Below are 23,961 nucleotides of genomic sequence, written 5' to 3' on the forward strand. Positions count from 1 at the left end.
TTGAAAAAAAGAAAGATAGCGGTGGTTATGATGGCTTATACAGTGTTGCTTGTGACATCTGTAAATACATATAAGGAGTAATTAAATCATCCGATTATGAGTGATGTAGGAAAGTTACTCCCGACAAAAATAAAACGTGTTGAAAGTGCTACGGATGAGCACTCGTTAATAAAATTAGTGCAAGATGCGAATGTTTCTGGGGAGAAGATTTCTATTGCTGGTATGCAACATAGTCAGGGCGGGCAGACATATTATCCGCATGGGACGATGCTTGATATGAAAGGGTATAATAAAATATTAGAATTTGATCCAGAGAAGAAGCGCATTACAGTTCAAAGTGGTGCCACGTGGAATGACATTCAGAAGAAAGTAAATCCATATGGTCTTGCTGTTCAGGTGATGCAGTCGCAAAATATTTTTACGGTTGGTGGTTCATTAAGTGTAAATGTACATGGTCGTGATATTCGTCATGAAGCATTGATTGATACAGTAGAGTCGTTTAGATTGTTAATGGCAGATGGTACGGTGCGTAATGTAAGTAGAGAAGAGAATGCGGATTTATTTCCTTATGTCATTGGCGGTTACGGGCTATTTGGTGTCATTTTAGATGTGACCTTAAAGTTAACAAATGATGAATTATATGAAACGCACACGAAAATGCTAGATTATAAAGAATACACGTCTTATTTCAAAGAGAAAGTGAAAAAAGATGAAAATGTTCGTATGCACTTAGCTCGTATTTCTGTTGCTCCAAATTCATTTTTAAGAGAAATGTATGTGACAGATTATACATTGGCACAAAACCAAAATATGAGGGAGGAGTATAGTAAATTAAAAGAAGAAACTATTATAGCAGCGCCTAAATTTTTACTTGGATTATCACGCTATAGTGATTGGGGAAAAGATACGTTTTGGGATATACAAAGAAGTTATTTTGAACGTACAGATGGAAAGTATGAGACGCGAAATAATGTTATGAGGTCAGATAGTGCCTTTATGGAATATGAAAATCCAAATAGGACAGAGGTGTTACAAGAATATTTTGTGCCTATAGATTCTTTCACGGAATACATAGATGATTTACGTAACGTATTAAATGAGGAAGAATTTAATTTGCTCAATATTACGGTTCGTTACGTGGAAAAGAATGAAAATGCAGTTTTATCCTATGCGAAAGATGATATGTTTGCACTGGTTCTTTTAATTAATCAAGGGCGTTCTGAACACGAGATAAAGAAAACAGAGAATGTTATTCAGAAGATGATTGATGTTACGTTAAAGCATAACGGTAGTTATTATTTACCGTATTATTCTTATCCAACGAAAGAACAGTTAAGGAGAGCATATCCTCGTATAGAAGAATTTCTTCAGAAGAAAAAAGAAGCGGATCCAAAAGAGAGATTTGTGAATTTATTTTATAGGGAGTATACGAAATGACATATAGAAGATTTGTAGCTTCACAAAGCATTATTATGATGGCTGGAAGTATGGTATTTCCTTTTTACATTCTATTGCTTCGGAATGTTGGAAATAGCTTCTCACAGTTTGGCTGGGCATATGGCTTATTTGCCTTAACTTCAGCTCTAGTATATCCGTTAGTTGGAAGAATCTCTGATAGAGTAGGTGATAGAAAGTTATTAATTATATACGCCTGGTCCATGGCGATATTAATGCTTTGTTTTCCTATTGCAACAGAAGTATGGCATGTATACATTCTTCAAATTTTAATGGGTATTTTAGGGGCTGTGCAGCGTAATACGGAGAAGACTTCGTTAGCACGAAAAGTTGTACAAGAAAATGCTGGTTATGAGATTGGAAAATATCATGTGTGGACATCGATTGGAGGGGCAGTAGCAATTATTGCAACAGGATATTTAGTAGATTTCTTTACGATCGGCACGATTTTTTATATTGCATCTATCTTATATGTAGTGAGCGGAGTTGTATTAAGTAGTAAAAAAATATAACGATTCCCATTTTTACCTGAATAACCTTTATTTGTTATACTAAAGAGGAAGACAAAAGAAAAGGGGACATTGCCTTTGATGAAATTTTTAATTTTAGCTATTCTCACTTTGTTTTTGATTCCATGGACAAGAAGAAGCGGTAGTAAACTTCGAGCAGTGGATAAGAAAGGGGATGAGAAGGTTGTAAAGGGTAAGAAATCATCTATTTTAGTTATTCCAGTTTTATTTTGGATAGGTATTGCAATCTATGAATATTTTTGGCTAATTGATGATCGAGCAGATTCAATTCTTACTCATTATTCTGTTGCAGTAGCGATTTTAATTGGGCTTGTTTTATTTTCCCAAGATCAAATAGGTAAATTAGAAGGTACGTTAAAAGGACTTCTAATGCTTGTTTTACTTGCAAGTTATGGCTACTTTGGTTATTTGCACGATATAGTAATCTCGCAAAAGAAATATGATTCTGTTGTAAAGGTAGAGAAAGAGATTTCAGAGCCATTTACTGAAAATGATCAGCCATTTACAGTGCCGCCAAAGACAGCGGAGAATAAGATGAAAAAAGTATTTGGGGATATTCCGAAAGTAGCTTATTTTGAGCTAGGAGAATTAACGCCACAAATGGTAAATGGCGAGGCTTTATATGTAGCACCGATTGAAGTTTCAGGGTTTTTTAAAGCACGTAAAGCTGAGACAATTCCAGGATACGTCACGATGTCAGGTACGAATCCTGATGCAGAAGCGAAACTGCACCTTGGTTATAAAATGAAATACGTGCCAAGCATGTTTTTCGGAAATAATTTAGAGCGTGTGGTAAGGCAAGCAGAACCAAATTTAATCTTTAAAGGAAAACCTAAATTTGAAGTGGATGATAAAGGGAAACCGTATTATACAATGACGTACGGTGAATTTATTTCAGGAAGATCTGGATTTGAGGTAGAGGGCGTTGTAGTAGTAGATGCACAAACAGGCGAAGTGAAAAGATACGATAAAGGAAAGGCACCTAAATTTGTTGATGGCGTATTAAATCACGAGACTGCATCTACGTTAAATACGTACTTCGGTAAATATATTCACGGATTTTGGAATACAAAATTCTCGCAAACTGATATGAAGATCCCGACTGAGTGGGGAACGAAAGAAGGAGTTACACCGATTTTCGGTAAGGATGGAACATTATATTACTTTACTGATTTCACTTCTCCGAAAGAGGGAGTAGATTCTGCACTAGGTTATTCACTTATCGATGCGCGTACAGGTAAGTTGTATTACTATAACGGAAAAGAAGTAAAGGGAATTATGGATGGTTCGGCTGCTTCGGAAGTCGTGGATAATTCTTTTAAGAGAGAAAAGTGGCATGGAACGATGCCGGTTATTTATAACGTGTACGGTAAACCTTCTTGGATTGTACCTGTTATTGATGACGGAGGATTAGTACGTGCCCATACTGTTATCTATGCTTCTAATGCGAAAATATTTGCAACAGGTTCGACGCAAAAAGAAGCGCTTGAGAATTATAAAAATGCGCTGAGTGGAAGCGGAGATTCATTTAGACCGACTTCAAATGGAAAAGAGGCGCAAAAAGAAGGCACTGTACAACGTGTATATAAAGAAAAATCAGGTGAAAATACAATCGTGTACGTACTGTTAGAGAATGAACAAAAAGTATTTATGATACCTGTGAAGAAATTCCCATATGCTATGTTTACAGAAGTGGGAGATCCAATTCAAATCACATATTTAGATACAGGAGAGGCGATGTCTTCCGTATCTAAATTTACAAATAGTAATTTGAACAAGTAAAGCGATAGAAATTCTATCGCTTTTTTTTACAAAATTAAACAGGAAAATGCGCTATACTTGACGTATGTTTATGTTGTAACTATAATTGTTACAATTTAGTATGTATAGGAAAGGGTGAATGAAAAAAGTGAATGAAGTTAATCAGGAAATATATAAGCCTGTAAAGATGAACAGGTTATGGATGATTCTTGTATTAGGAACACTTACGGCGATTGGGCCATTATCTATTGATATGTATTTGCCTTCGTTACCGAAATTAACGGATGACTTGCAAACAGGTGCATCACTAGCCCAACTTACATTAACAGCTTGTTTGCTTGGGCTTTCAGTAGGACAATTATTTGTTGGCTCAATTAGTGATATTTACGGAAGACGCAAACCTCTTATTATTGCTCTCATTATTTATGTTGCTTCTTCTTTACTTTGTGCTGTTGCGCCATCTATTTGGACGTTAGTGTTATTACGCTTCCTACAAGGAGCTTCGGGATCAGCCGGGATTGTTATATCACGTGCAATGGTACGTGACATGTATTCAGGTTCTGAAATGACGAAGTTCTTCTCACTACTTATGTTAGTAAACGGAGCAGCGCCTATTTTGGCACCGATTATTGGGGGACAATTATTACAATTTACAACGTGGCGCGGTGTTTTCATCGTTCTTGGAGCAATAAGTGTATTCATGTTAATATCAGCTACTTTCGTATTGCGTGAAACATTACCTCCTGAAGAAAGAGAAACAGGTGGTTTGTCAGGGACGTTAGCGACGTACGGAAAACTATTAAAGGATCGTTTGTTTATGGGATATGCATTGTCACAAGGATTAGTAACAGCGGCAATGTTTGCATACATTTCGGGCTCACCATTTGTGTTGCAGAACATATACGGAGCATCACCACAGCAATTTAGTTTATTCTTTGCAATCAATGGTATTGGTATTATTATTGCTAGTCAGGTAACAGGTCGTTTAGCGGGGAAAGTGAATGAGAAGACACTATTTGTCTCTGGTATCATTATTGCAGCTGTTGGTGGTTTATCTTTACTACTGACAATCTTACTAGGAATAGGGTTAATTGGCGTTTTATGCTCGTTATTTCTTGTCGTATCAAGTGTTGGGGTTGTCTCAACAACTGGGTTCTCGTTAGCGATGAGAAATCAGAAACAAGCTGCAGGAACAGCATCAGCTTTATTAGGCTTATTACAGTTCATTTCAGGAGCACTTGTTGCACCGTTAGTAGGTATTGGGGGAAGTAACACCGCATTACCGATGGGTGTTGTAATAGCTCTTTGTGAAGTTGGTGCTGTGTTATGTTATTTGTTTATGGCCAGAAGAAGTGAGAAGCAGTTTGAACTGCAACAAAGACAAAATTTAGAGGCTTAACTTATAAAAAAGAACTGATTCAAATAATTTTTGAATCAGTTCTTTTTTCATTTCTTTGAAGTAACTAAGACAGCTTTGTAAGGTGATGCAAAAGTTATTTGCATAAAGTGACGATACTGTGACAAAAATGTAGGCATGTATATTAAGGTATCTTCTTAAGTGTAAAAAGTAGGATGTTCTCGGTATAATAACAAGTGGAGATAAAAGAAACTATAATGAGTAGTAGCTGTAGATAAAAGGAGAAGAAGAGATGAAGAAGGTTTTGGGTATTGCTGTAATGGGAAGTATGATCCTTCTAGCAGGATGTAATGGAAATAAAGATACGAAAGAACCGAAAGAAAAGGTAGAGCAATCTACCGAACAAACAGAAGAGATAAAAGAATACCTTGCAGTACATGAAAAATACGATATAAAAATAAATAAAGAGATTAATAAAGCACTACAGTTATTTGAAGTAGCAAAAGAAAAGGGCGGTAAGGAAATAACGAATGCTGCATATAAAGAAGATGTGCAAGAGGTAACGACGAGCATGTTAGAAGATATTGATCATATACGTAAAGAAATTCGTGTTCCAAAGTCGAAAGAGCAAGAACATGAAGTATATGTTGGTTTCTTGAATGAATCGGAACAAGCGATGAAAAAATTACAGAAGTTAGCGAAAGAAGAAGATTCATCGCTGATTCGTGATATAGAAATTAACTTTGCAACAGCATCGACATACTATAAACGTTTTCAAGCAGAAACGAAAAAATAACCTTGCCTGTGCAAGGTTATTTTTTCCTCCTACCATCGCCATCTTCATCCTCGGATACTAATACCTTCTGTTCTTCGTGAAATTCGGAAATAGTTTGCCCGGTAATATTATCAAAGGGGGTGTAAAAAGAGGTAATGCTTTTCTTTTTAATGAAAAGTTTATAAAATCCAATGATAACAAGTATAACGATTGTTAATGGTAATCCTATAGTTGCTAGAAGTAAGGGGTCCATCTTATAACTCCTTTCATATCTTTTTTTATTATAAGCGAAATACGACATAGATAAATGAAAGTATTAAAAACTGATTTTTCTAAATATATCCAATTTGATTGACTTTTCGTTTTTTCAGAATTATAATTCGAAATATACAATTTGAACCAAATAATAATATAGCAATTTACTTATCCAGAGAGGTAGAGGGACTGGCCCTATGACACCTCAGCAGCGGGTTCTGTAATAGGAACACCGTGCTAATTCCAGCAAGCAAGTCTTGAAAGATAAGTGATGGGCCTTTGTTTATTAAGCCTTGATCTTATTTTTTAAGATCAAGGCTTTTTGTATTTTAAAAAGAGAAAAGGGAGTACTGGAAAAAGTACGTTCATAAAACTAAGTAAATATATGTGTTTAGGGGGTTATTGGAGTGTATGTAATTAAAAAATTATCAGTTATGGTGTTCACGCTATGGGTTATTACGACGGTGACATTTCTAATTATGCATATTATTCCGGGGGATCCATTTTCATCAGATGCAAAAATCTTTCCTGAAGAAGTGATCCAAAACATGAGAGCGAAGTATCACCTTGATGAACCGTTATGGAATCAATATGTTGCTTATTTAGACGGCGTAGTTCATTTTGATTTTGGTGAATCTGTTCAATCAACCGGACAAGGTGTATCAGAAATTATAACAACTGGTTTTGGTCCATCAGCAATTATTGGTTTACAAGCACTTATTATTTCATTGCTAGTCGGAATTGCTGCAGGTACATTCGCTGCTCTCTATCATGGGAAGGTAATTGATTACGGTGTAAGTTTACTTGCCATCCTCGGTATTTCTATTCCGAGTTTTATTTTAGCACCACTATTTATACAAGTATTCGCTATTCAATTCGAGCTCTTACCAGTAGCTTCTTGGGGTACATTTGAACATACGGTATTGCCATCCTTTGCATTAGCGTTAGGACCAATCGCAGTGATTACAAGATTTGTTCGCTCTAATATGATCGAAGTACTGCAGAGTGATTATATTAAGTTAGCGAGAGCGAAAGGTATACCGATTAAGAAGATTATTATAAGACATGCTCTTCGAAATGCGATTGTTCCAGTACTTACATTTGTTGGACCATTAATGGCGGGACTTTTAACAGGTACTTTCGTTATCGAAAAGATTTTTTCAATTCCTGGTCTCGGAAAATATTTTGTAGATAGTATTTTTAATCGAGATTATCCAGTGATTATGGGAACAACCATTTTTTATAGTGCACTTTTAATTGTATGTATTTTTATTACAGATATTATTCATCGTATTGTTGATCCACGTATTCGTTCTATTACGTAAGGAGGGAGATGTTTAAATGGGGGCTTATGAAATTAATGACCAGTTATTAACAAATGAAGAGAAAAAAGAATTAACAATAAATAAAGATCAGCAAAAGATTAGCCGAAAGAAAGAAGTGTTTCGTAAGTTTATATCGAATCCAATCGCAGTTTTAGGAACAGTGACGTTATTACTCATTATTATTTTCTCATTAATTGGCGAAAGTTTAACGTCATTTACTGCGAGTGAACAAGTGAAAGAAGCAACGAATTTACCTCCTAGTAGCGAGCATTGGTTCGGAACTGATGATTTAGGAAGAGACATATGGGCACGTACTTGGGCTGGTGGAAAAATTTCATTAACAGTTGGATTAGTGGCAGCTGCTCTTGATATAGGACTTGGTGTGCTAATTGGAGGATTTAGTGGATATGTGAGAGGGCGCAATCGCCTTGGGACATTAATTGATGAGTGGATTATACGAGGAATCGAAGTGTTATACGGTATCCCATATTTATTAATTGTTATTTTACTATTAATTGTTATGAAACCAGGTCTTTTTACCATTATCATCGCCCTTGCATTAACAGGATGGATTGGTATGGCACGTCTCGTTAGGGCGCAAGTCTTATCTTTAAAACAAAGAGAGTTTGTTATTGCAGCGGAGCGATTAGGTACATCACATATGAAAATTATATACGGGCATTTAATTCCGAACTTAACAGGCATTATTATCGTAAATTTATCATTTACAATTCCAGCAGCTATTTTCTCAGAATCATTTTTAAGCTTTATCGGACTAGGAGTGCAATCACCAGCAGCAAGCTGGGGGACGATGACGAATGATGCACTTGGGACATTATTGAGTGGAGAATGGTGGCAGCTATTCTTCCCAGCAATCATGATTGCGCTCATTATGTTCGCGTTTAATGCAATTGGTGATGGCTTACAAGATGCAATTGATCCAAAAATCGTAAAACAGAATCGAAAGGAGAAAAAACATGGGACAGCTCTTATCTTTAGAAAACGTAACGTTAGCCGTTGAAAAAGAGAATAGTAAACAAGCAATTGTGAAGCATGTTTCCTTTTCTATTAGCGAAGGTGAAATCGTTGCACTTGTAGGAGAAAGTGGTTCAGGGAAAAGTGTTACAGCACAATCCATTATTGGCTTAAATCAAGAATCAATTCATATTGATGATGGAAATATATCTTTTGAATCAGAGGAATTAACGAATCTACAAGAATCAGAATGGAATCAAATTCGTGGAAAAGATATTTCGTTTATTTTCCAAGACCCTCTGTCCTCTTTAAATCCGACGATGAAGGTGGGAAGACAAATTACAGAGGTGATTTTGCAACACGAAAAGAAATCGAAAAAAGAAGCAAAAGAAATTGCGATTAACTTATTAAATGATTTAGGGATACATGAAGCAGAGAAACGCTTTGAACAGTACCCACATCAATTAAGCGGAGGCATGAGGCAACGTATTTGTTTAGCAATCGCATTTGTCTGCCACCCAAAACTCGTTATTGCGGATGAACCTACGACAGCATTAGATGTAACAATTCAAAAGCAAATTATGGAGTTATTAAAGGAAAGAAAGGAAAAGCAAAATACGAGTATTTTACTAATTACGCATGATTTAGCACTTGTACGTGAAGTAGCGGATCGAGTAGTTGTGATGTATGGAGGACGTGTTGTTGAAAAAGGAACGATAGAGGAAGTGATAGGTTCCCCTAAACATCCATACACGAAAAGCTTATTACAAGCAATTCCGAATATGGATGATTCTGAAAAAGTATTACGTGCAATAGAAGGGACGACACCTTCTATTGAGACGTTAAATAGCTTTGGTTGTCCTTTTGTCAATCGTTGTCCAGTAGCGATAAAAGAATGTATTCATCGTTTCCCAGAGAGAACAACATATTCCAAGGAGCATAGTTCACATTGCTGGCAACATGTTCTGGAGCATAATAAGGCGAAATCAAAAGAGAAGGTGAATGCCTCATGACGACAGATTTAATTACTGTAAAGCAAGTAACGAAAACATATGGAAGTAAAAATAAAGAAATCGCAGCGTTAAAAGATATATCACTTTCTATCCCGAAAGGAACAACGCTTGGCATTATTGGCGAAAGTGGTTCAGGAAAAACAACACTTGGAAAGCTCATAGCTGGGATCGAGAGCCCAACGTCTGGTGAAATTGATTATAACGGTCAAGTCGTTCACAAACTGAAGGCAGCTCATAAACGTGATTTCTTACAGAAAGTACAGTTTATTTTTCAAGATTCCACAGCAGCATTAAATCCGCGCTGGAAAGTACGCGATAGCGTAACGGAAGGCTATATTTCATTTGGTTTAGGTGATAAAGGATTGAAAGATAAAGTGGCAGGTGATGCGCTAGAGCGTGTTGGGTTAGATAGACGATATATTGATCGCTATCCGCATGAATTTAGCGGAGGACAACGCCAACGTATCGCTATTGCAAGAGCGTTATTGTGTGAGCCAGAAGTATTGATTCTTGATGAACCAATTTCAGCATTAGATGTTTCATTGCAAATTCAAATTGTACATTTACTGCAAAAGATTCAAAAAGAACAAGGCTATACATATTTATTTATCGCGCACGATTTACCGATGGTTCACTATTTATGTGAAAAAGTGGCTGTCCTATATAAAGGAGAACTTGTTGAATTTGGAAATACGGATGAAGTATTCCGTAATCCACAACATTCTTATACAAAAACATTATTAGCATCAACACCAAAAATTTCAGGTTAAAGGAGAATGTAGGATGAAGAAGTTTTTACTGTTTGTCATTATGACTGTTTTAGCAATTACTTCTGTCGCTTGCGGTAAGAAAGAGACGCAAAAGGCGAGTGCTGGTAAGGGGGAAGGAGATCGATTAGTAACGAATATTGGTAGCGATCCATATACACTTGATTCCGCTATTGCGACAGATAGTACTTCAGGTTATGTAATTGGACATTTATTCTCAAGCTTATATACGCAAGATAGTGATGGGAAATATCAAAATGAATTAGCAGAGAAAGAAGAAGTAAATGCTGATGGAACTGAGTATACAATTCATTTAAAGAAAGATATTAAATGGTCAGATGGTTCTCCTATTACAGCAAATGATTTTGAATTTGCATGGAAGCGATTATTAAATCCGAAAACGGGTTCTATGAATGCAACAGAAATGTATTTTATTAAAGGGGCAGAAGCATACAATACTGGAAAAGGTGAAGAAGGACAAGTTGGCATTCAAGTCATTGATCCTCAAACATTAAAGGTAACACTTGAGCACCCAGTGTCTTCTATTAAACAAAAATTGGCAAGCTCATTATTCATTCCATTATCTAAAAAATCAATTGATGATAATAATAAATTAAAAACAGATCCAAAAGAGTTAATTACGAACGGACCATTCACATTAAAAGAATGGAAGCACAATCAGGCTATTACAGTACAAAAAAATAAAGAATACTATGATAAAAAGGTAGCATTAAAAGAAATTGAGTTTCGTATTATTCCAGATTCTAAAACAGCGTACCAATTATACAAATCAAAAGAATTAGATTTACTAAGTGGTTTACCACAAGAGATGATTGAGAAAGAAAAAGGAAATAAAGAATACAAGCGTGTTGCAGGATTTTCATCTTATATTTATTCGTTTAATGTAGAAAAAGAGCCGTTCACAAATGCGAAAGTACGTAAAGCATTCTCATTAGCAGTTGATCGTAAGTTTATTGTTGAAAAACTGTATAAAAACAATGCACAAGAAGCAAATGCATTCGTTCCAGAAGGAGCAAAAACACAAAGTGGGCGTGATTTCCGTAAAGAAAAAGGTGGTTACGTTAAATTTGATCCAGCAGAAGCGAAAAAATTATTAGAAGAAGGCATGAAAGAACAAGGCTGGTCTACATTACCTGAAGTAACATTAAAATTTACTACAGATACACAACATAAAAAAGTAGCAGAAGCAATGCAAGAAATGTTTAAGAAAAATCTTGGCGTAGATATTAAATTAGAAAATAAAGAGTGGAAGAGTTACATCGACACATATAAGCAAAGTGATTTCCAATTAGCTTATATGGGATGGGGCGGCTCTCTATTAGACCCAATTACTAAATTAGATTTATATGCAGGTGATGGTCCAAACAATTATGCAAAATGGCATAATAAAGAATTTGATGCTTTAGTGAAGGAAGCAGAAGTTGAACAAAATGAAGATAAGCGTTTTGACTTATTGCATAAAGCGGAAGATATTATGTTTACAGATTCACCATTAATTCCAATTATATTCCCATCGGATTCCTATTTACAAAAACAAACGGTATCTGGACTTCAATATTATGTTGGATCTAAACCAGATTTAAGATATGCAAAAATAAAGAAGTAGGCAACCGCCTACTTCTTTATTTTATTTCTCTTTTATATTCTTTTTTCGTTCCATCAGAGAAGACAACTTCTAAATCAAATTTTTGATAGTCTTTATCAAGTTTGAACACGTTCACTACTTGATCGATTACTTCTTGGTCAGCAGTATCTTTATCAAATTTTAATTCTTGTAGAAGTGGGCTTAATTTTGTGATAGCCTCGTCTCCTGTTAATTTTACATCTGCTTTATGATCTTCAATTTTTGCTTCCATTTTCTTATCAGCTGCTACATTTTTATAGTCTGCTTCGTAGTCTTTCTTTGTATCTTGGTAGTCTGCTTTTAAATCGAATTCATTGAAGTTTAGTTTTAAATCTGCAGGAGCCTCGTTTTTTGCTTCTTCAGTTGTCTTTTTATTAGAAGTTGTGTCTTCTTTTGCAGGAGCTTTACATCCTGTTAATGCAGGTACTAGCATAAGAGCTAATAAAACTGATAGTAGAGTTCTCATTATAAATTCCTCCTTATGTAAATTCGTTCTATACAAGTTTTTCCCAAAATCATGTAATTATGTATGTGTTGAAAATAAATTATTATTCTGTAGTTGCAAGGGCTAATCCGCAATTTAAATCAAAAAAGATTTGTATGTATATGGTAAATTGAAGTTGTGAGGGAGGGACTAAAATGCATGAAGAATATAAAGAGATAATAAAAAAATCAATTGAATATATAGAAAATCACTTGCATGAGGAGCTTACAACAGAAAGAGTAGCATCTTACAGTGCGGTGTCGATGTACCATTTTCATCGTATTTTTCAAAGTTATATTGGTATGAGTGTAACGGATTACATTCGAAAGAGAAGATTAACTCATGCTGCACAAGCTTTAGTATCGACTGAAAGAGCAGTTATTGATATTGCAATGCAATATGTTTTTTCCTCACAAGAGGCATTTACGAGAGCTTTTAAAAGAATGTTTCAATGCAAAAAGAAGGAAAAGAGGATTGTTGACAATTATTTGAAAAGTTATATAATCTAAATGTAAGTGATCACTTGCATGAGGAAGAGAGGATTTTATGGCGCGCTCAAAGACGGCAGAAAAAATTATTCAAGCAGCGATTGAATTAGTGAAAGAAAAAGGATATAAAGCAGCGACAACGAAAGAAATTGCAATGCGTGCTGGTGTTAATGAAGTAACGATATTTCGCAATTTTAAAAGTAAGAAGGGTGTTATTGAAGCAGCGGTTGCTGAATTTTCATATGTACCGCATTTAAAAAAATTTTTGCAAACAGAGATTGTATGGGAATTAGAAACAGATTTAAAAAACTTAGCAAGGCATTATCATAATTTTTTAGATGGGGTAAAAGATATTATTGCTATCGGTATACGTGAGGCTGGAGAATTTCCTGAATTAGACGGGGAAATTGCTAAAATACCACAAGGACTAAAAGAAGAATTAAGTATCTATTTTGCAAAAATGCAGGAAAAAGGAAACATTATTGATACGAATATTGAAGCGCAAGTAATGAACTTTATCTGGATCAATTTTGGATATTTCTTATCTAAATTACGTTTTGCTGATCGCCTGACAGAAGTTGATGATGAGAAATTTATTGAAAATAATATTGTTTTATATGCTAGGGCATTAAGACCCTAGTATTTATTTAAAATAAAATGCAAGTATGTACTTGCTTGCTAAAAGGAGAGTGGGAAGATGGATACATTAAAACAGTTTTTAAAAAGACCAGGTACGTATGTAGGAATGGTAGTAGCGCTATCGTTCCAACTTATTTTCTTTTGCGTGTGGTTAACAGCATATGATGGAGTGAATGAAAGAGCAGATCAAATGCGTATCGCTATTGTGAATGAAGATGTCAATATAGGTAATAAAATAGCAGAAGGCTTACAGAGAAATTTACCATTTCAAGTGAAAGCAGAACGGTCTGTAGAAAAAGCAAACAAAGAAATGAATGACCATGTGTACGATATGATTATTGAAATTCCTGCTTCTTTTTCAAAAGATATAAATGAAACAGGAAAATCAAATTTAAACTTCCACATTAATCAAGCGAATGCCATGATGGCAAAGCAAATGATGGAAGGAGCTGCAAAACAAATTCGAGATAATGTAAATAAAGAGGTAGCAAGTTATAAGAAACAAGCGATTGTCGGAAAGCTACAAGCTGTAGGACATGAGAATGTAGAAGTGATAAAAGGGTTAACGGAAGATTCAATTGGTTTTACAGTTCATAAAGTAAATGATGCAAAAGGATTTTCAGTGAATATGGTACCGCTAATGATCGTATTAGCTTCATTTGTAGGAGCAATGATAATGAGTATGGAACTATCAAAAGTTGCAAAAGAAGTAAAGGGCGGTTGGAGTAATTTCTTATCAAGACAAATTATAAACGGTACAGCATCGATTTTACTTGCATGTATTACAATTGGTTTGATGAAAGGCTTCCAAATTGAGATGCACGAAACAGTAGGGAGTATATGGGTGTTTCAAGCAATAGTCTTCTTCGCATTTCTTTCATTAACACAAATGTTTCTAACTGTGTTTGGAAACGCAGGTATGATTTTTAATATTATCTCACTATCGTTACAACTTGTAAGTTCCGGTGTAATTGTCCCACATGAGATGCTTTCTAAAACATATCAAACAATCGGTGAACTATTTCCCGCAACATATGCAGCGAATGGCTATTATACAATAATATTTGGAGGAGTTAGTTTAGAGAGAAATATTATTTCATTATTAGTTATTGTATTGGTTACACAATCAGTAGCAGTGATGACTTTAGCTATAAAAGGAATGGTAAAGGGGAAAAGCTCTGTAGTTAAAGAAGCATAAAATAAAAAGGTATCCTCAATTGGATACCTTTTTATTAGCACTCATTATTTTGTAACTTCTGTCCACTTGTAGTTAAACTCACCACCGAAGTCAGTTTTTACAAGTCCTTTAATAAATCCGCGTTGTAAGTAAGAACGACCTTGTTGGTATAAAGGAGCGACAGCACCGTCTTGTAATAGAATTTTTTCAGCTTGCTTCATTGCTTCCCAGCGAGCTTTTTCATCACCAGCTAAATCTGTTTTTACTTTATGAATGAGCTCATCGTACTCTTTGTTAGAGTATTTATCGAAGTTATACGCACTATCTGTTGTAAATAAATCTAAGAATGTAATTGGGTCAGCGAAGTCAGGGCCCCAGCCATCAATACCGATTTCATAGTCACCACTTAATAGTAGTTTTAACTGTTGTTTACGTGGTTGTGGTTTTAAATTCACTGTTAATCCATCTAAGTTCTTTTCTAGTTCACCTTTTAAATATTCACCAGTCTTTTTAGCTAAAGCGTTATCACTTGTTAAGAGTTCAATTGTTACTTTGTCAGTACCAAGTTCTTGCTTCGCTTTTTTCCAGTTTTCTTTCGCTGTTTTCACATCATCTTTCACTAGATTTCCGTTTTCTTTACGGAAGTCGTTGCCTTCAGGGCTTTTTGCAAATTTCGCAGGAATCATTCCTTCAGCTGGAACAGCGCCGTTATTTAAAATTGTTTCTACGTATGCTTTTTTATTCATTGCGCCGTTAATAGCAAGGCGTGCGTGTTGATTTTTTAATGTTTCATTTTTTTGATTGAGTCGTAAAAATTGAATGCCAACTTCAGCACGTTCTTTGAAGTTTGGATCGCCCTTATATTTATCAACAAACTCCGCAGTTAAAGCAACGCGATCAATTTGTCCTGAATCATATAAGTTCACTTCTGTAGACTTATCTTTAACGATATTGAAGTTGATTTCTTCTAATTTTACCGTTTTAGCATCCCAATAGTTAGGGTTTTTCTTCAATTGGAAGCCTTGTTCGTGTTTCTAGTTATCTAATGTGAAAGCACCGTTGTAAATTAAATGATTTGTTTCTAAACCGTATTTATCGCCTTGAGACTTTAAGTACTCTTCATTAATTGGTAAGAATGTTGAGAATGTCGTTAAGCTTAAGAAGTAAGGAACAGGACGGTCTAGTTGTACTTCTAACGTTTTGTCATCAACAGCTTTAATACCTAATTGATCAACTGGTAATTGTTTTTGGTTTATTTGTTTCGCATTCTGTATATCGAAGAATAAGAATGCATATTCAGCTGCTGTGTCAGGGTTTACGGCACGTTGCCAAGCGAAGACGAAGTCCTTTGCTGTAACAGGAGTACCGTTTGACCATTTTGAATCACGCAGATGGAATGTATATTTTGTTTTATCGGGACTAACGTCAACCGACTCAGCAACACCAGGAATTGGTTTATTATCTTCTCCCATTGCGTATAAACCTTCAAAAACATTTCGCATTACGCTCATGGATTCCCCATCCGTTGCTTTTGCAACATCCATTGTTGGAATTTCTGAAGCGAATGATAAGTTAATTGCCTGCTTATCAGGTGCTTTATCTTTTGCTTTCGCTCAGCTTGCATGATCTTTATTTCCCCCGCAAGCAGTTAGTAATAGACTTGCCCCTAAAACAGATGCAACAACAGGTACAACTTTTTTCTTCATTGTTCGTTCCTCCCTAAATGTGTTGTTCGTAACGTCATAATGTCCATGTCTTGAAGTGTATTTATAGAAGAAGAGAAAACCTATTATAAATATGTATATGTAGGTAATCAGGTGTTCTATATGTATATACATGTTGAAATATAATGTATCGTTATATGTTTCAACATAGGAGACGTTATATTTTGATGGTGAAATATTTCGTTTCTTTGATTATTTAGAATATTAACACTGAGAAGAACTATATGTCAATAATAAAAAGTGGAGTATTAATTTTTTAAAATAATATATTAAAAAAGCGGATTTTCTCTTATTGAGAATCCGCTTTTAATACATTTTTTCAATAAAATAATTGTTGTAGATAGAAAAACTTCAATTCAGCTTGCCTTTTATTTTTCAATTTGTGCCCATTTGAAGTTTAATTGGCCTGCAAAGTCTACTTGCACAATTCCTTTCACATAAGAACGTTCTAAATAAGATTCGCCTTTTTGGTAAAGGGGAGCGATAACTGAGTCTTTAAATAATATTTTCTCAGATGCTAGTAATGCTTCCCAGCGAGCTTTTTCATCACCAGCTAAAGTCGTTTTCACTTTTTCAATTGTTTCATCGAACTCCTTATTAGAGTAATGATCCAAGTTGTAAGGGTTATTCGTTGTAAACAATTCAAGGAATGTAATTGGATCAGCAAAGTCAGGGCTCCAGCCGTCAATACCAATTTCATAGTCACCTTTTAATAAAAGTGAAACTTGTTGTTTACGTGGTTGTGGTTTCACATTTACTGTTAATCCATCTAAATTCTTTTCTAGTTGTCCTTTTAAGAACTCACCAGTTTTCTTATCAAGGTCAGCATCACTTGTTAATAATTCTAATGTTATTTTTTCAGAACCAAGCTCTTGTTTCGCCTTTTTCCATAACTCTTGTGCAGATTTTGTATCAACTTTGGTTAAATCTCCGTTTAAAGTACGGAAGTCTTTTCCATCAGGCCCTTTTGCAAAGTTTTTTGGAACGAGACCAAAGGTTGGTGTAGAGCCATCATTTAATAACGTATTTACAAAGGATTTTCGATCAATTGTTTGATCGATTGCTTGGCGTGCAGACACGTTTTGTAGTACTTTGTTTTGTTGGTTCATACGTAAAAATTGTACGCCTACGTTCGGGCGTTCTTTAAAGTTCGCATCTTTTTTATATTTATCAACGAAGTCGGATGTTAATTTTATACGGTCTAATTGTTTTGATTCGAATAGGTTTACTTCTGTTGATTTTTCTTTTACGACGTTAAAATTGATTTCCTCTAGTTTGACAGTATCTTTATCCCAATAGGTAGGGTTTTTCTTGAATTTAAAGCTTTGTTCATGCTTCCAATCGCTTAGTGTAAAAGCGCCGTTGTACAAGATTGTATTGTCTTCTAAAGCGTACTTATCACCTTGTTTTTTAAAGAATTCCTCGTTAATTGGTAGAAATGTTGGGAACGCTGTTAAGCTAATAAAATATGGAACAGGGCGTTCTAATTCTACCTCAAACGTATGGTCATCAACTGCTTTTACACCAAGTTGGTCGGCTGGAAGTTCTTTGTTGTTAATTTTTGTTGCATTTTTAATATCAAAGAATAGAAATGCATATTCAGAGGCTGTTGCTGGATCGACAGCTCTTTGCCAAGCGAAGACAAAATCTTTCGCTGTAACAGGAGTGCCGTTTGACCATTTTGAATCTCGCAGGTGGAATGTGTATTTCGTTTTATCGCCACTTACTTCATGAGATTTTGCAACACCAGGGACAGGTTTATTACCTTCACCAAGGTTATACAAACCTTCAAATACGTTTCTCATTACTTGACCAGAATCAGTATCTGTAGCACGAGCTGTATCCATTGTTCGTATTTCAGTAGGTGAAGAGAAGTTTAAAACCTGTTTACTAGGTGCCTCGTCTTTTGCATTTGCTCCGCTTGCTTCGTTTTTATAACTACCGCAACCAGTTAATAAAATACTTACTCCTACAACTGACGCAATACCGGGTACAAACTTTTTTTTCATTTGATTTTCCTCCTAAATAATTAAGTTTGGATGATGATGAGGGAAATGAAAAATAAAAAATCCCTCTTTTCATATTGAGAAAGAGGGATTTTTACGTACAAGTTATGCACCCGTATATAAACGAAGTCCCTCATTCTATCTTTCAAGCTATAAAGCTTGCAGGAAGTGGCACAGTATTCAAAAAATGAACCTGCTGCCGAGGTTTCAAAGGGCCAGTCCCTCCACCTCTCTTGATACAATGAGTAAACGAATAAACTTTATTAATTTTTGTGTTTCTTTGATAATTCAAAATCTTACACCTTGGATGATGAAGTGTCAACTGAATGAAATATAGTTTAAATTTTCAGTTTTCTTTAACAAAAAACCACTGCATATGGCAGTGGCTTTTCTACTAGAAGTTAAAGTTATCTGGATCTGGACCAACGCGACGGTCTTCATTTAAAGCTTGAATTGCTTTCATATCATCAGCACTTAATTCAAAGTCGAAGATGTTTGCATTTTCAATAATGCGATGTTCTTTAATAGATTTAGGGATTGTTACAACTTCGTTTTGTAGATCCCAGCGTAAAATAATTTGCGCAGTTGATTTATTATATTTTGTCGCAATTTCTTGCAACGTTGGATTATCTAATAGTTGTCCTTGCATTAATGGTGACCAAGCTTCAAGCTGGATATTATGTTCTTTACAGAAAGCGTGTAACTCTTCTTGTGCTAGACGTGGGTGGTATTCCACTTGATTGACCATTGGCTTAATTTCAGCAATTTCAAATACGTCTTGTAAGTGGTGAATATGGAAATTACTCACGCCAATTGCACGAACACGGCCGTCTTTATAAAGTTTTTCTAACGCTTTCCATGATTCAGTATATTTCCCTTTTACAGGCCAATGTACTAAATATAAATCTAAATACTCTAGTCCTAATTTTTCTAATGTAGTTTCAAATGCTTGAAGTGTTGTTTCATATCCTTGATCGCTATTCCATACTTTTGATGTAATAAATAATTCTTCACGTGAAACACCTGATTCACGAATTGCTTGGCCAACGCCTTCTTCATTTTGATAAATTGCTGCAGTATCTATACTGCGGTAGCCATTTTTAATTGCTGCTTTCACAGACTCAATTACTTCTGAACCATCTTCTACTTTAAAAACACCTAAGCCGAACCAAGGCATTTTTACACCGTTATGTAATGTTGTATAGTCTTTTAAACTTGTTAAACTCATATTATTTCCCCCTAGCTTTTTTGTTTGTTGCTTCTACTGCTTTTTGAATTGCCCCTGAAAAATTATATTCATATAAAGCTTTGAGACCTTCAGCTGTGGAACCACCTGGTGTTGTTACTTGTTCGCGGAGGTTAGCTGGATCTTGCGTTTGTTCGAGCATAGAGGCAGAGCCAGAAATCATTTGAATGACAAGGTGTTTGGCAGTCGCTTCATCAACTCCATAACTTTTTGTTGCTTCAATTAAGCTTTCAGCAAAGTAATAAAGGAAGGCCGGTGCACTTCCCGTAACTGCAGTAAGCTGATGAACTTCTTCCTCAGTGCAAAGTTGCGAAGTACCAATACCTCTTAAAAGCAGTTGCAAGGTTTCCTGATGTATCTCGGTTACCGATTGTCCCATTGTATATAAGGAGATAGACTTTCCGATTTCAGCAGCTGTATTTGGCATAATCCAAGCAACAGGTGTTCCCTCGGGAAGTCTTTCTTCTAAATAAGATGGGCCAATGCCAGCAGCTACCGTTACGACAAGTTGACTCGATAGTAACGGAGATAATTCCGCTAATAAACCTTCATGTGCAGAAGGCGGCATTGCTAAAACAATCGTATCAACAGATGTAACATGCTGCTTCCAATCTGTTGTAGTAGACACATTATATCGCGTTTGTAATTGTTCTAGCTTTTCTACGTTGCTTCGGTTAGAAACGATAATTTCTTCGATGTATTCTTTGCTTGTTTTCAGTAATCCGGAAAATATAGCTTCTGCCATACGACCAGCACCAATGAATAGAATTCGATGTTTAGTTAGCATATCCTCTATTCCTTTCTAGTGGAGATATGTTATAAAAAACGATACCATTTTTAAGAGAATTTTGTAAAAAGAAAAGGCTTATTGTAGATGGAATAGATAATGAAAAGTAGGAAATTAATGGTGAAAGGGAGAGTGATTCCTTATACTGGTGATAGGGAATTTATTACACATCTGGGGAGAGATGGTTATGATTAGAAGTCCGCTTTTTTTAGTCGTTTCTAGTATTATTTGCGTATTGGTTGGATTTTATATTCAATCGAGTTATATTGAAATTTTTGCATCGGTTATGGGGATTATTAATGTTTGGTTATTAGCGAGGGAAAAGGTATCTAATTTTTTGTTTGGCATGATTACGGTTGCGGTATTTATATATATTTTCATTACACAAGGTTTATATGCAATGGCAGTATTGGCAGCCTTTCAATTTATCTTTAATGTATATGGTTGGTATTATTGGATTGCACGTAGTGGGGAGGAAGAGGTAAAAGCAACAGTTCGTTTAGATTTGAAAGGTTGGATTTTCTATATAGTCTTTATTTTAGCTGCATGGATTGGTTGGGGGTATTATCAAGTCCATTACTTAGAATCAACAAGTCCATATTTAGATGCTTTAAATGCTGTATTAGGCTTAGTAGCTCAATTTATGCTAAGTCGAAAAATCTTAGAAAACTGGCATTTATGGATTTTATATAATGTAGTTAGTATTTCAATTTATATTTCCGCTGGGTTATACGTTATGCTAATATTAGCTGTTATTAATCTCTTTATATGTGTAGCTGGTTTACTAGAGTGGAAGAGCAACTATAAAAGACAAGGGCATGTCAATAATTATATTTAGAAAGTAATTGAAAGAGAAAAACCCCTGAAGCACATACGCTTCAGGGGTTTATTAATAGAATATAAGTTTATGCTTTTGTCATACCTAACAATACAGCGCCACCGATAATTAAAACACTACCTAGTGCAATAAAGATCAATTGACGTTTTGTTTTCTTTTCACCTAAGAAGACAATCGCACCGAATGTTGAGATAACGATTCCAGTTTGAGATAATGGGAAGCTTGTTGCTACTCCGACACGTGGTAGTGAAAGAAGTAAGAATAAGTTTCCAGTTCCCCATAGTAAACCAGATAAAGCATTACGGATTGCATATTTGTTAAATGGTTTATGTTTAGATGTCAGTACAACTGCACCAACAAACATACCAACTGCTTGTGGTAAAATAGCAGACCAACCATCGATGTTATACCAACGAATAATAATTACATATACAAGATAGCCAAAAGTAGAAACAATTAAAGTAAGAAGTCCTTTTTTCAATTGTCCTGGTGGCTGAGCATTTTCTTTATCATCTAATGATGTGAATACAACACCAACTACGATTAATAGGATTGCAATCGTTCCCAGAATGATCGTTGTAGTAGTAGTCCACTCGCGGAAAGCGATAACCCCAAAGATAGAAGTTGCAACAAGTTGCATACCAGTAGAAATCGTTACAGTAGTTGAAACACCTAGTTTTTCAACTGTTTTTAATTGGTTTACTTGTCCTAAAGCCCAGAATAAACCTGAAATAAAACCAACAATCAAGATTGTCATTGTTAAAGCTGGTTGAGTAAATACATACATAATTGTTGCGAAGAATAGAGCACCGATTGTCATACCTACCGTTTGGCTATATGCACCACCGCCCATTTTTACGCTTACTAATAAGATGTTTCCCCATGCAATTGCAGGAAGAAGCGCTAATAAAATGTCCATTACAAGACTCCCTTCGTTTTGCTATACCAATATAATTACATATCGTTCTAACGATCGGTAATGCCCCACTACTAGAGTAGAAGATTACCGATCGCTAAAACAGGATGAAGAATTCACGATATAAATGCGTTTTCATTTCTTCATTTTTTCAAACACCTCCATATAATAACAGGAAATTGCCTATTTTAGAAAGTAAATTCAAATAGAATGTATATTTAAATAAAAGTTAAAATTCAGTTATTTCCCGATGGTATATTTTTATTTCCTAAGAAATAAAAAAGCAGCTTCAAAAAGAGCTGCCTTAAGAGTTAGTAATTCTTTTATTAATAAGCTGAATACATAGCAAAAATAGGAGGGACATACTAATAGTGATAACGACAAGTGTCCAGGCGAGTTGCATATTACTTGCATCAATCGCCATGTAAATTGCAGTTGGGATAGTCTGTGTTTTACCAGGAATATTTCCGGCAAACATGAGTGTAGCACCAAACTCACCAAGCGCACGAACGAAGCTCAAAATCATTCCGCTTAGTAAAGCAGGAAATGCAAGCGGAAGTGTGACGTGTAGAAAAACTTGATATTCACTTGCACCAAGGTCACGAGCACTTTCTTCAATTTGTACATTCGCGATAGAAAATCCTGTTTTTGCTGATTGATACATAAGCGGAAAAGCAACAACTGTAGAAGCAATGATTGCAGCAGTAGATGTGAACATAATAGATTGCTGAAATATTGATTCTATCCACATTCCAATGGGACTGTTATTTCCAAAAATAATAATGAGAAAAAAGCCGATTACAGTTGGCGGAAGTACCATTGGTAATAAGAAAATCGTTTCTAGTATTACTTTATATCTCCATGAGGAACGTGCTAGCGCTCTTCCGATTATCGTTCCTAAAATGGTAACGATAATGGTGGCACATGCGGCTACTCGTAAAGATAGAAAGATTGGTGATAAAATAGTATCAAAGCTCATGGCAATTATGATAGGACGGTAAATCCATATTTCTTAAAGATAGATTGTGCATCTTTTGACTGCAAATACTCATAAAATGAAGTCGCCTCTTTCTTATGCTTAGATTCTTTTATAACACCTAAAGGATAGTGAATTGGCTCATGAGAAGTAGCAGCTGCTGTCTCACCAATCTTCACTTTGTCTGAAATAAGAGCATCTGTTTTGTATACAATACCAGCATCGACATTCCCTGTTTCTACATATGTTAACACTTGGCGAACATCTTTTGTAAATACGACTTTATTTTGAACATCATTCCAAAGGTTTTCGTGTGTTAGAGAAGCTTTTGCATATTTGCCAGCAGGTACAGATTCAGGTGTACCAAGTGCAATTTTTTTGATTTTCTCATCTTTTAAATCTTGAAATTTTGTAAGAGAACTATCTTTAGGGATGACTAGAACTAGTTCATTTCCAAGAAGATTTTTCCCTTCCTTTTCATTAATGAATCCTTTTTTAACAAGAGTTTGGAATTTATCTTCTGCTGCTGAGAAGAATAAATCAGCGGGTGCGCCCTGTTCGATTTGTTGTTGAAGTGCACCAGAAGCACCGAAATTAAAAGAAAGTTTAATATTAGGTTCTTTTTCTTTATATTTTGTTTCAATTTCTTTTAATGCATCTTGTAAGCTTGCAGCTGCGGATATAGTAAGTTCAACTGTTTTTTCTTCTTTAGCGGTTGATTTCTCTTTCTTATCTCCGTTTGTACATGCAACGCTAAATATAAGAAGAAAAGAAAATATAAGCGCCCCTATGGATCGTAATGTAAACTTGTTCATAAGAAAA

General features: G+C 35.3%; 21 protein-coding genes, 2 pseudogenes and 2 riboswitches. Of the genes and pseudogenes, 14 read left to right on the forward strand and 9 right to left on the reverse strand.

From position 1 onward, the window contains the following. The first annotated feature begins 93 nt into the window (after nucleotides 1–93). The 5 genes from PDQ68_RS19090 to PDQ68_RS19110 all read left to right on the forward strand — a co-directional run bounded on the left by PDQ68_RS19090 (nucleotide 94) and on the right by PDQ68_RS19110 (nucleotide 5,899). Complete coding sequence (locus PDQ68_RS19090) at nucleotides 94–1,437, forward strand: FAD-binding oxidoreductase (protein WP_235590129.1); 1,344 nt, start codon at nucleotides 94–96, stop codon at nucleotides 1,435–1,437. Next, nucleotides 1,434–1,967, forward strand: coding sequence for an MFS transporter (locus PDQ68_RS19095; protein ID WP_000222369.1), 534 nt, complete (start codon nucleotides 1,434–1,436; stop codon nucleotides 1,965–1,967). The genes PDQ68_RS19090 and PDQ68_RS19095 overlap by 4 nt, the downstream gene beginning before the upstream one ends. A gap of 78 nt (nucleotides 1,968–2,045) precedes the next feature. Next, entirely contained in the window at nucleotides 2,046–3,767 is a 1,722-nt protein-coding gene (locus tag PDQ68_RS19100; protein ID WP_061183022.1) for a DUF3981 domain-containing protein, read from the forward strand. Between the two features lie 118 nt (nucleotides 3,768–3,885). After that, nucleotides 3,886–5,145: a multidrug effflux MFS transporter gene (locus tag PDQ68_RS19105; protein WP_016716265.1), complete on the forward strand. Its 1,260-nt coding sequence runs from the start codon at nucleotides 3,886–3,888 to the stop codon at nucleotides 5,143–5,145. A gap of 250 nt (nucleotides 5,146–5,395) precedes the next feature. Then, nucleotides 5,396–5,899 carry a hypothetical protein gene (locus PDQ68_RS19110; protein WP_061183023.1) on the forward strand — a complete coding sequence of 168 codons (504 nt, stop codon included), beginning with the start codon at nucleotides 5,396–5,398 and terminating at the stop codon, nucleotides 5,897–5,899. A gap of 16 nt (nucleotides 5,900–5,915) precedes the next feature. Here PDQ68_RS19110 and PDQ68_RS19115 read toward each other — a convergent pair whose 3' ends face one another. Next, nucleotides 5,916–6,131: a DUF3951 domain-containing protein gene (locus tag PDQ68_RS19115; protein WP_061183024.1), complete on the reverse strand. Its 216-nt coding sequence runs from the start codon at nucleotides 6,129–6,131 to the stop codon at nucleotides 5,916–5,918. A gap of 167 nt (nucleotides 6,132–6,298) precedes the next feature. After that, nucleotides 6,299–6,404: riboswitch (SAM riboswitch) on the forward strand. Between the two features lie 136 nt (nucleotides 6,405–6,540). On the opposite strand from PDQ68_RS19115, the gene PDQ68_RS19120 reads away from it, so the two are divergent. The 5 genes from PDQ68_RS19120 to PDQ68_RS19140 are packed head-to-tail and all read left to right on the forward strand — an operon-like array spanning nucleotide 6,541 to nucleotide 11,840. Then, nucleotides 6,541–7,458 (forward strand): ABC transporter permease, encoded by a 918-nt coding sequence (locus PDQ68_RS19120; RefSeq protein ID WP_000289310.1) that lies wholly within the window; start codon nucleotides 6,541–6,543, stop codon nucleotides 7,456–7,458. A 16-nt stretch (nucleotides 7,459–7,474) separates the two neighbouring features. Beyond that, nucleotides 7,475–8,479, forward strand: coding sequence for an ABC transporter permease (locus PDQ68_RS19125; RefSeq protein ID WP_000501518.1), 1,005 nt, complete (start codon nucleotides 7,475–7,477; stop codon nucleotides 8,477–8,479). Next, nucleotides 8,436–9,446 carry an ABC transporter ATP-binding protein gene (locus PDQ68_RS19130; protein ID WP_061183025.1) on the forward strand — a complete coding sequence of 337 codons (1,011 nt, stop codon included), beginning with the start codon at nucleotides 8,436–8,438 and terminating at the stop codon, nucleotides 9,444–9,446. The genes PDQ68_RS19125 and PDQ68_RS19130 overlap by 44 nt, the downstream gene beginning before the upstream one ends. Further along, the gene (locus PDQ68_RS19135) at nucleotides 9,443–10,216 is read left to right on the forward strand and encodes an ABC transporter ATP-binding protein (RefSeq protein WP_000205672.1); all 774 of its coding nucleotides are present in this window, start codon (nucleotides 9,443–9,445) and stop codon (nucleotides 10,214–10,216) included. Before PDQ68_RS19130 ends, PDQ68_RS19135 begins: the two co-directional genes overlap by 4 nt. Before the next feature lie 13 nt (nucleotides 10,217–10,229). Further along, on the forward strand, nucleotides 10,230–11,840 hold the full coding sequence (locus PDQ68_RS19140) for a peptide ABC transporter substrate-binding protein (RefSeq protein WP_061183026.1): 1,611 nt from the start codon (nucleotides 10,230–10,232) through the stop codon (nucleotides 11,838–11,840). A 16-nt stretch (nucleotides 11,841–11,856) separates the two neighbouring features. On the opposite strand, the gene PDQ68_RS19145 is transcribed toward PDQ68_RS19140, so the two are convergent. Further along, nucleotides 11,857–12,324, reverse strand: coding sequence for a YusW family protein (locus PDQ68_RS19145; protein ID WP_001259643.1), 468 nt, complete (start codon nucleotides 12,322–12,324; stop codon nucleotides 11,857–11,859). A 173-nt stretch (nucleotides 12,325–12,497) separates the two neighbouring features. Here PDQ68_RS19145 and PDQ68_RS19150 point away from each other — a divergent pair. The 3 genes and pseudogenes from PDQ68_RS19150 to PDQ68_RS19160 form a co-directional block, all read left to right on the forward strand. Next, nucleotides 12,498–12,848 (forward strand): annotated as a pseudogene (locus PDQ68_RS19150) (helix-turn-helix domain-containing protein); the annotation flags it as partial. Between the two features lie 40 nt (nucleotides 12,849–12,888). Next, nucleotides 12,889–13,470: a TetR/AcrR family transcriptional regulator gene (locus PDQ68_RS19155; RefSeq protein WP_016716269.1), complete on the forward strand. Its 582-nt coding sequence runs from the start codon at nucleotides 12,889–12,891 to the stop codon at nucleotides 13,468–13,470. Nucleotides 13,471–13,527: 57 nt separating this feature from the next. After that, nucleotides 13,528–14,667, forward strand: coding sequence for a YhgE/Pip domain-containing protein (locus PDQ68_RS19160; RefSeq protein ID WP_061183027.1), 1,140 nt, complete (start codon nucleotides 13,528–13,530; stop codon nucleotides 14,665–14,667). A 44-nt stretch (nucleotides 14,668–14,711) separates the two neighbouring features. Here PDQ68_RS19160 and PDQ68_RS19165 read toward each other — a convergent pair. From PDQ68_RS19165 to proC, 4 genes and pseudogenes are all read right to left on the reverse strand, one after another. Continuing rightward, nucleotides 14,712–16,223: pseudogene (locus PDQ68_RS19165) on the reverse strand (peptide ABC transporter substrate-binding protein). A gap of 515 nt (nucleotides 16,224–16,738) precedes the next feature. Beyond that, the gene (locus PDQ68_RS19170; RefSeq protein WP_016716272.1) at nucleotides 16,739–18,379 is read right to left on the reverse strand and encodes a peptide ABC transporter substrate-binding protein; all 1,641 of its coding nucleotides are present in this window, start codon (nucleotides 18,377–18,379) and stop codon (nucleotides 16,739–16,741) included. Nucleotides 18,380–18,511: 132 nt separating this feature from the next. Beyond that, a riboswitch (SAM riboswitch) is annotated at nucleotides 18,512–18,619 on the reverse strand. Nucleotides 18,620–18,770: 151 nt separating this feature from the next. Continuing rightward, on the reverse strand, nucleotides 18,771–19,604 hold the full coding sequence (locus PDQ68_RS19175; protein ID WP_000060176.1) for an aldo/keto reductase: 834 nt from the start codon (nucleotides 19,602–19,604) through the stop codon (nucleotides 18,771–18,773). 1 nt (nucleotide 19,605) lies between these two features. Further along, on the reverse strand, nucleotides 19,606–20,409 hold the full coding sequence (gene proC, locus PDQ68_RS19180; protein ID WP_061183224.1) for a pyrroline-5-carboxylate reductase: 804 nt from the start codon (nucleotides 20,407–20,409) through the stop codon (nucleotides 19,606–19,608). Nucleotides 20,410–20,596: 187 nt separating this feature from the next. Between proC and pnuC the strand changes: the two genes are divergently transcribed. Beyond that, nucleotides 20,597–21,247, forward strand: a complete 651-nt coding sequence (pnuC, locus tag PDQ68_RS19185; RefSeq protein WP_061183222.1) for a nicotinamide riboside transporter PnuC — start codon at nucleotides 20,597–20,599, stop codon at nucleotides 21,245–21,247. A 67-nt stretch (nucleotides 21,248–21,314) separates the two neighbouring features. Here pnuC and PDQ68_RS19190 read toward each other — a convergent pair whose 3' ends face one another. From PDQ68_RS19190 to modA, 3 genes are all read right to left on the reverse strand, one after another. Then, nucleotides 21,315–22,166: a GRP family sugar transporter gene (locus tag PDQ68_RS19190; RefSeq protein ID WP_000353544.1), complete on the reverse strand. Its 852-nt coding sequence runs from the start codon at nucleotides 22,164–22,166 to the stop codon at nucleotides 21,315–21,317. Between the two features lie 301 nt (nucleotides 22,167–22,467). Further along, complete coding sequence (modB, locus tag PDQ68_RS19195; RefSeq protein ID WP_016716275.1) at nucleotides 22,468–23,142, reverse strand: molybdate ABC transporter permease subunit; 675 nt, start codon at nucleotides 23,140–23,142, stop codon at nucleotides 22,468–22,470. Between the two features lie 5 nt (nucleotides 23,143–23,147). Beyond that, the gene (gene modA, locus PDQ68_RS19200; RefSeq protein WP_016716276.1) at nucleotides 23,148–23,954 is read right to left on the reverse strand and encodes a molybdate ABC transporter substrate-binding protein; all 807 of its coding nucleotides are present in this window, start codon (nucleotides 23,952–23,954) and stop codon (nucleotides 23,148–23,150) included. Between the last annotated feature and the right edge of the window lie 7 nt (nucleotides 23,955–23,961).

This window comes from Bacillus cereus group sp. Bc010 (assembly GCF_027716745.1).
GTDB lineage: Bacteria > Bacillota > Bacilli > Bacillales > Bacillaceae_G > Bacillus_A > Bacillus_A pacificus.

What these genes read in the sequence shown, in the direction of transcription:
- PDQ68_RS19145 (WP_001259643.1), bottom strand. Translation starts at nt 12,324, where the DNA reads ATGAGAACTCTACTATCAGTTTTATTAGCTCTTATGCTAGTACCTGCA.
- PDQ68_RS19135 (WP_000205672.1), top strand. Translation starts at nt 9,443, where the DNA reads ATGACGACAGATTTAATTACTGTAAAGCAAGTAACGAAAACATATGGA.
- PDQ68_RS19115 (WP_061183024.1), bottom strand. Translation starts at nt 6,131, where the DNA reads ATGGACCCCTTACTTCTAGCAACTATAGGATTACCATTAACAATCGTT.
- modB (WP_016716275.1), bottom strand. Translation starts at nt 23,142, where the DNA reads ATGAGCTTTGATACTATTTTATCACCAATCTTTCTATCTTTACGAGTA.
- modA (WP_016716276.1), bottom strand. Translation starts at nt 23,954, where the DNA reads ATGAACAAGTTTACATTACGATCCATAGGGGCGCTTATATTTTCTTTT.
- proC (WP_061183224.1), bottom strand. Translation starts at nt 20,409, where the DNA reads ATGCTAACTAAACATCGAATTCTATTCATTGGTGCTGGTCGTATGGCA.
- PDQ68_RS19160 (WP_061183027.1), top strand. Translation starts at nt 13,528, where the DNA reads ATGGATACATTAAAACAGTTTTTAAAAAGACCAGGTACGTATGTAGGA.
- PDQ68_RS19155 (WP_016716269.1), top strand. Translation starts at nt 12,889, where the DNA reads ATGGCGCGCTCAAAGACGGCAGAAAAAATTATTCAAGCAGCGATTGAA.
- PDQ68_RS19130 (WP_061183025.1), top strand. Translation starts at nt 8,436, where the DNA reads ATGGGACAGCTCTTATCTTTAGAAAACGTAACGTTAGCCGTTGAAAAA.
- PDQ68_RS19100 (WP_061183022.1), top strand. Translation starts at nt 2,046, where the DNA reads ATGAAATTTTTAATTTTAGCTATTCTCACTTTGTTTTTGATTCCATGG.
- PDQ68_RS19170 (WP_016716272.1), bottom strand. Translation starts at nt 18,379, where the DNA reads ATGAAAAAAAAGTTTGTACCCGGTATTGCGTCAGTTGTAGGAGTAAGT.
- PDQ68_RS19110 (WP_061183023.1), top strand. Translation starts at nt 5,396, where the DNA reads ATGAAGAAGGTTTTGGGTATTGCTGTAATGGGAAGTATGATCCTTCTA.
- PDQ68_RS19190 (WP_000353544.1), bottom strand. Translation starts at nt 22,166, where the DNA reads ATGGACATTTTATTAGCGCTTCTTCCTGCAATTGCATGGGGAAACATC.
- PDQ68_RS19125 (WP_000501518.1), top strand. Translation starts at nt 7,475, where the DNA reads ATGGGGGCTTATGAAATTAATGACCAGTTATTAACAAATGAAGAGAAA.
- PDQ68_RS19105 (WP_016716265.1), top strand. Translation starts at nt 3,886, where the DNA reads ATGAAAAAAGTGAATGAAGTTAATCAGGAAATATATAAGCCTGTAAAG.
- PDQ68_RS19175 (WP_000060176.1), bottom strand. Translation starts at nt 19,604, where the DNA reads ATGAGTTTAACAAGTTTAAAAGACTATACAACATTACATAACGGTGTA.
- PDQ68_RS19140 (WP_061183026.1), top strand. Translation starts at nt 10,230, where the DNA reads ATGAAGAAGTTTTTACTGTTTGTCATTATGACTGTTTTAGCAATTACT.
- PDQ68_RS19095 (WP_000222369.1), top strand. Translation starts at nt 1,434, where the DNA reads ATGACATATAGAAGATTTGTAGCTTCACAAAGCATTATTATGATGGCT.
- pnuC (WP_061183222.1), top strand. Translation starts at nt 20,597, where the DNA reads ATGATTAGAAGTCCGCTTTTTTTAGTCGTTTCTAGTATTATTTGCGTA.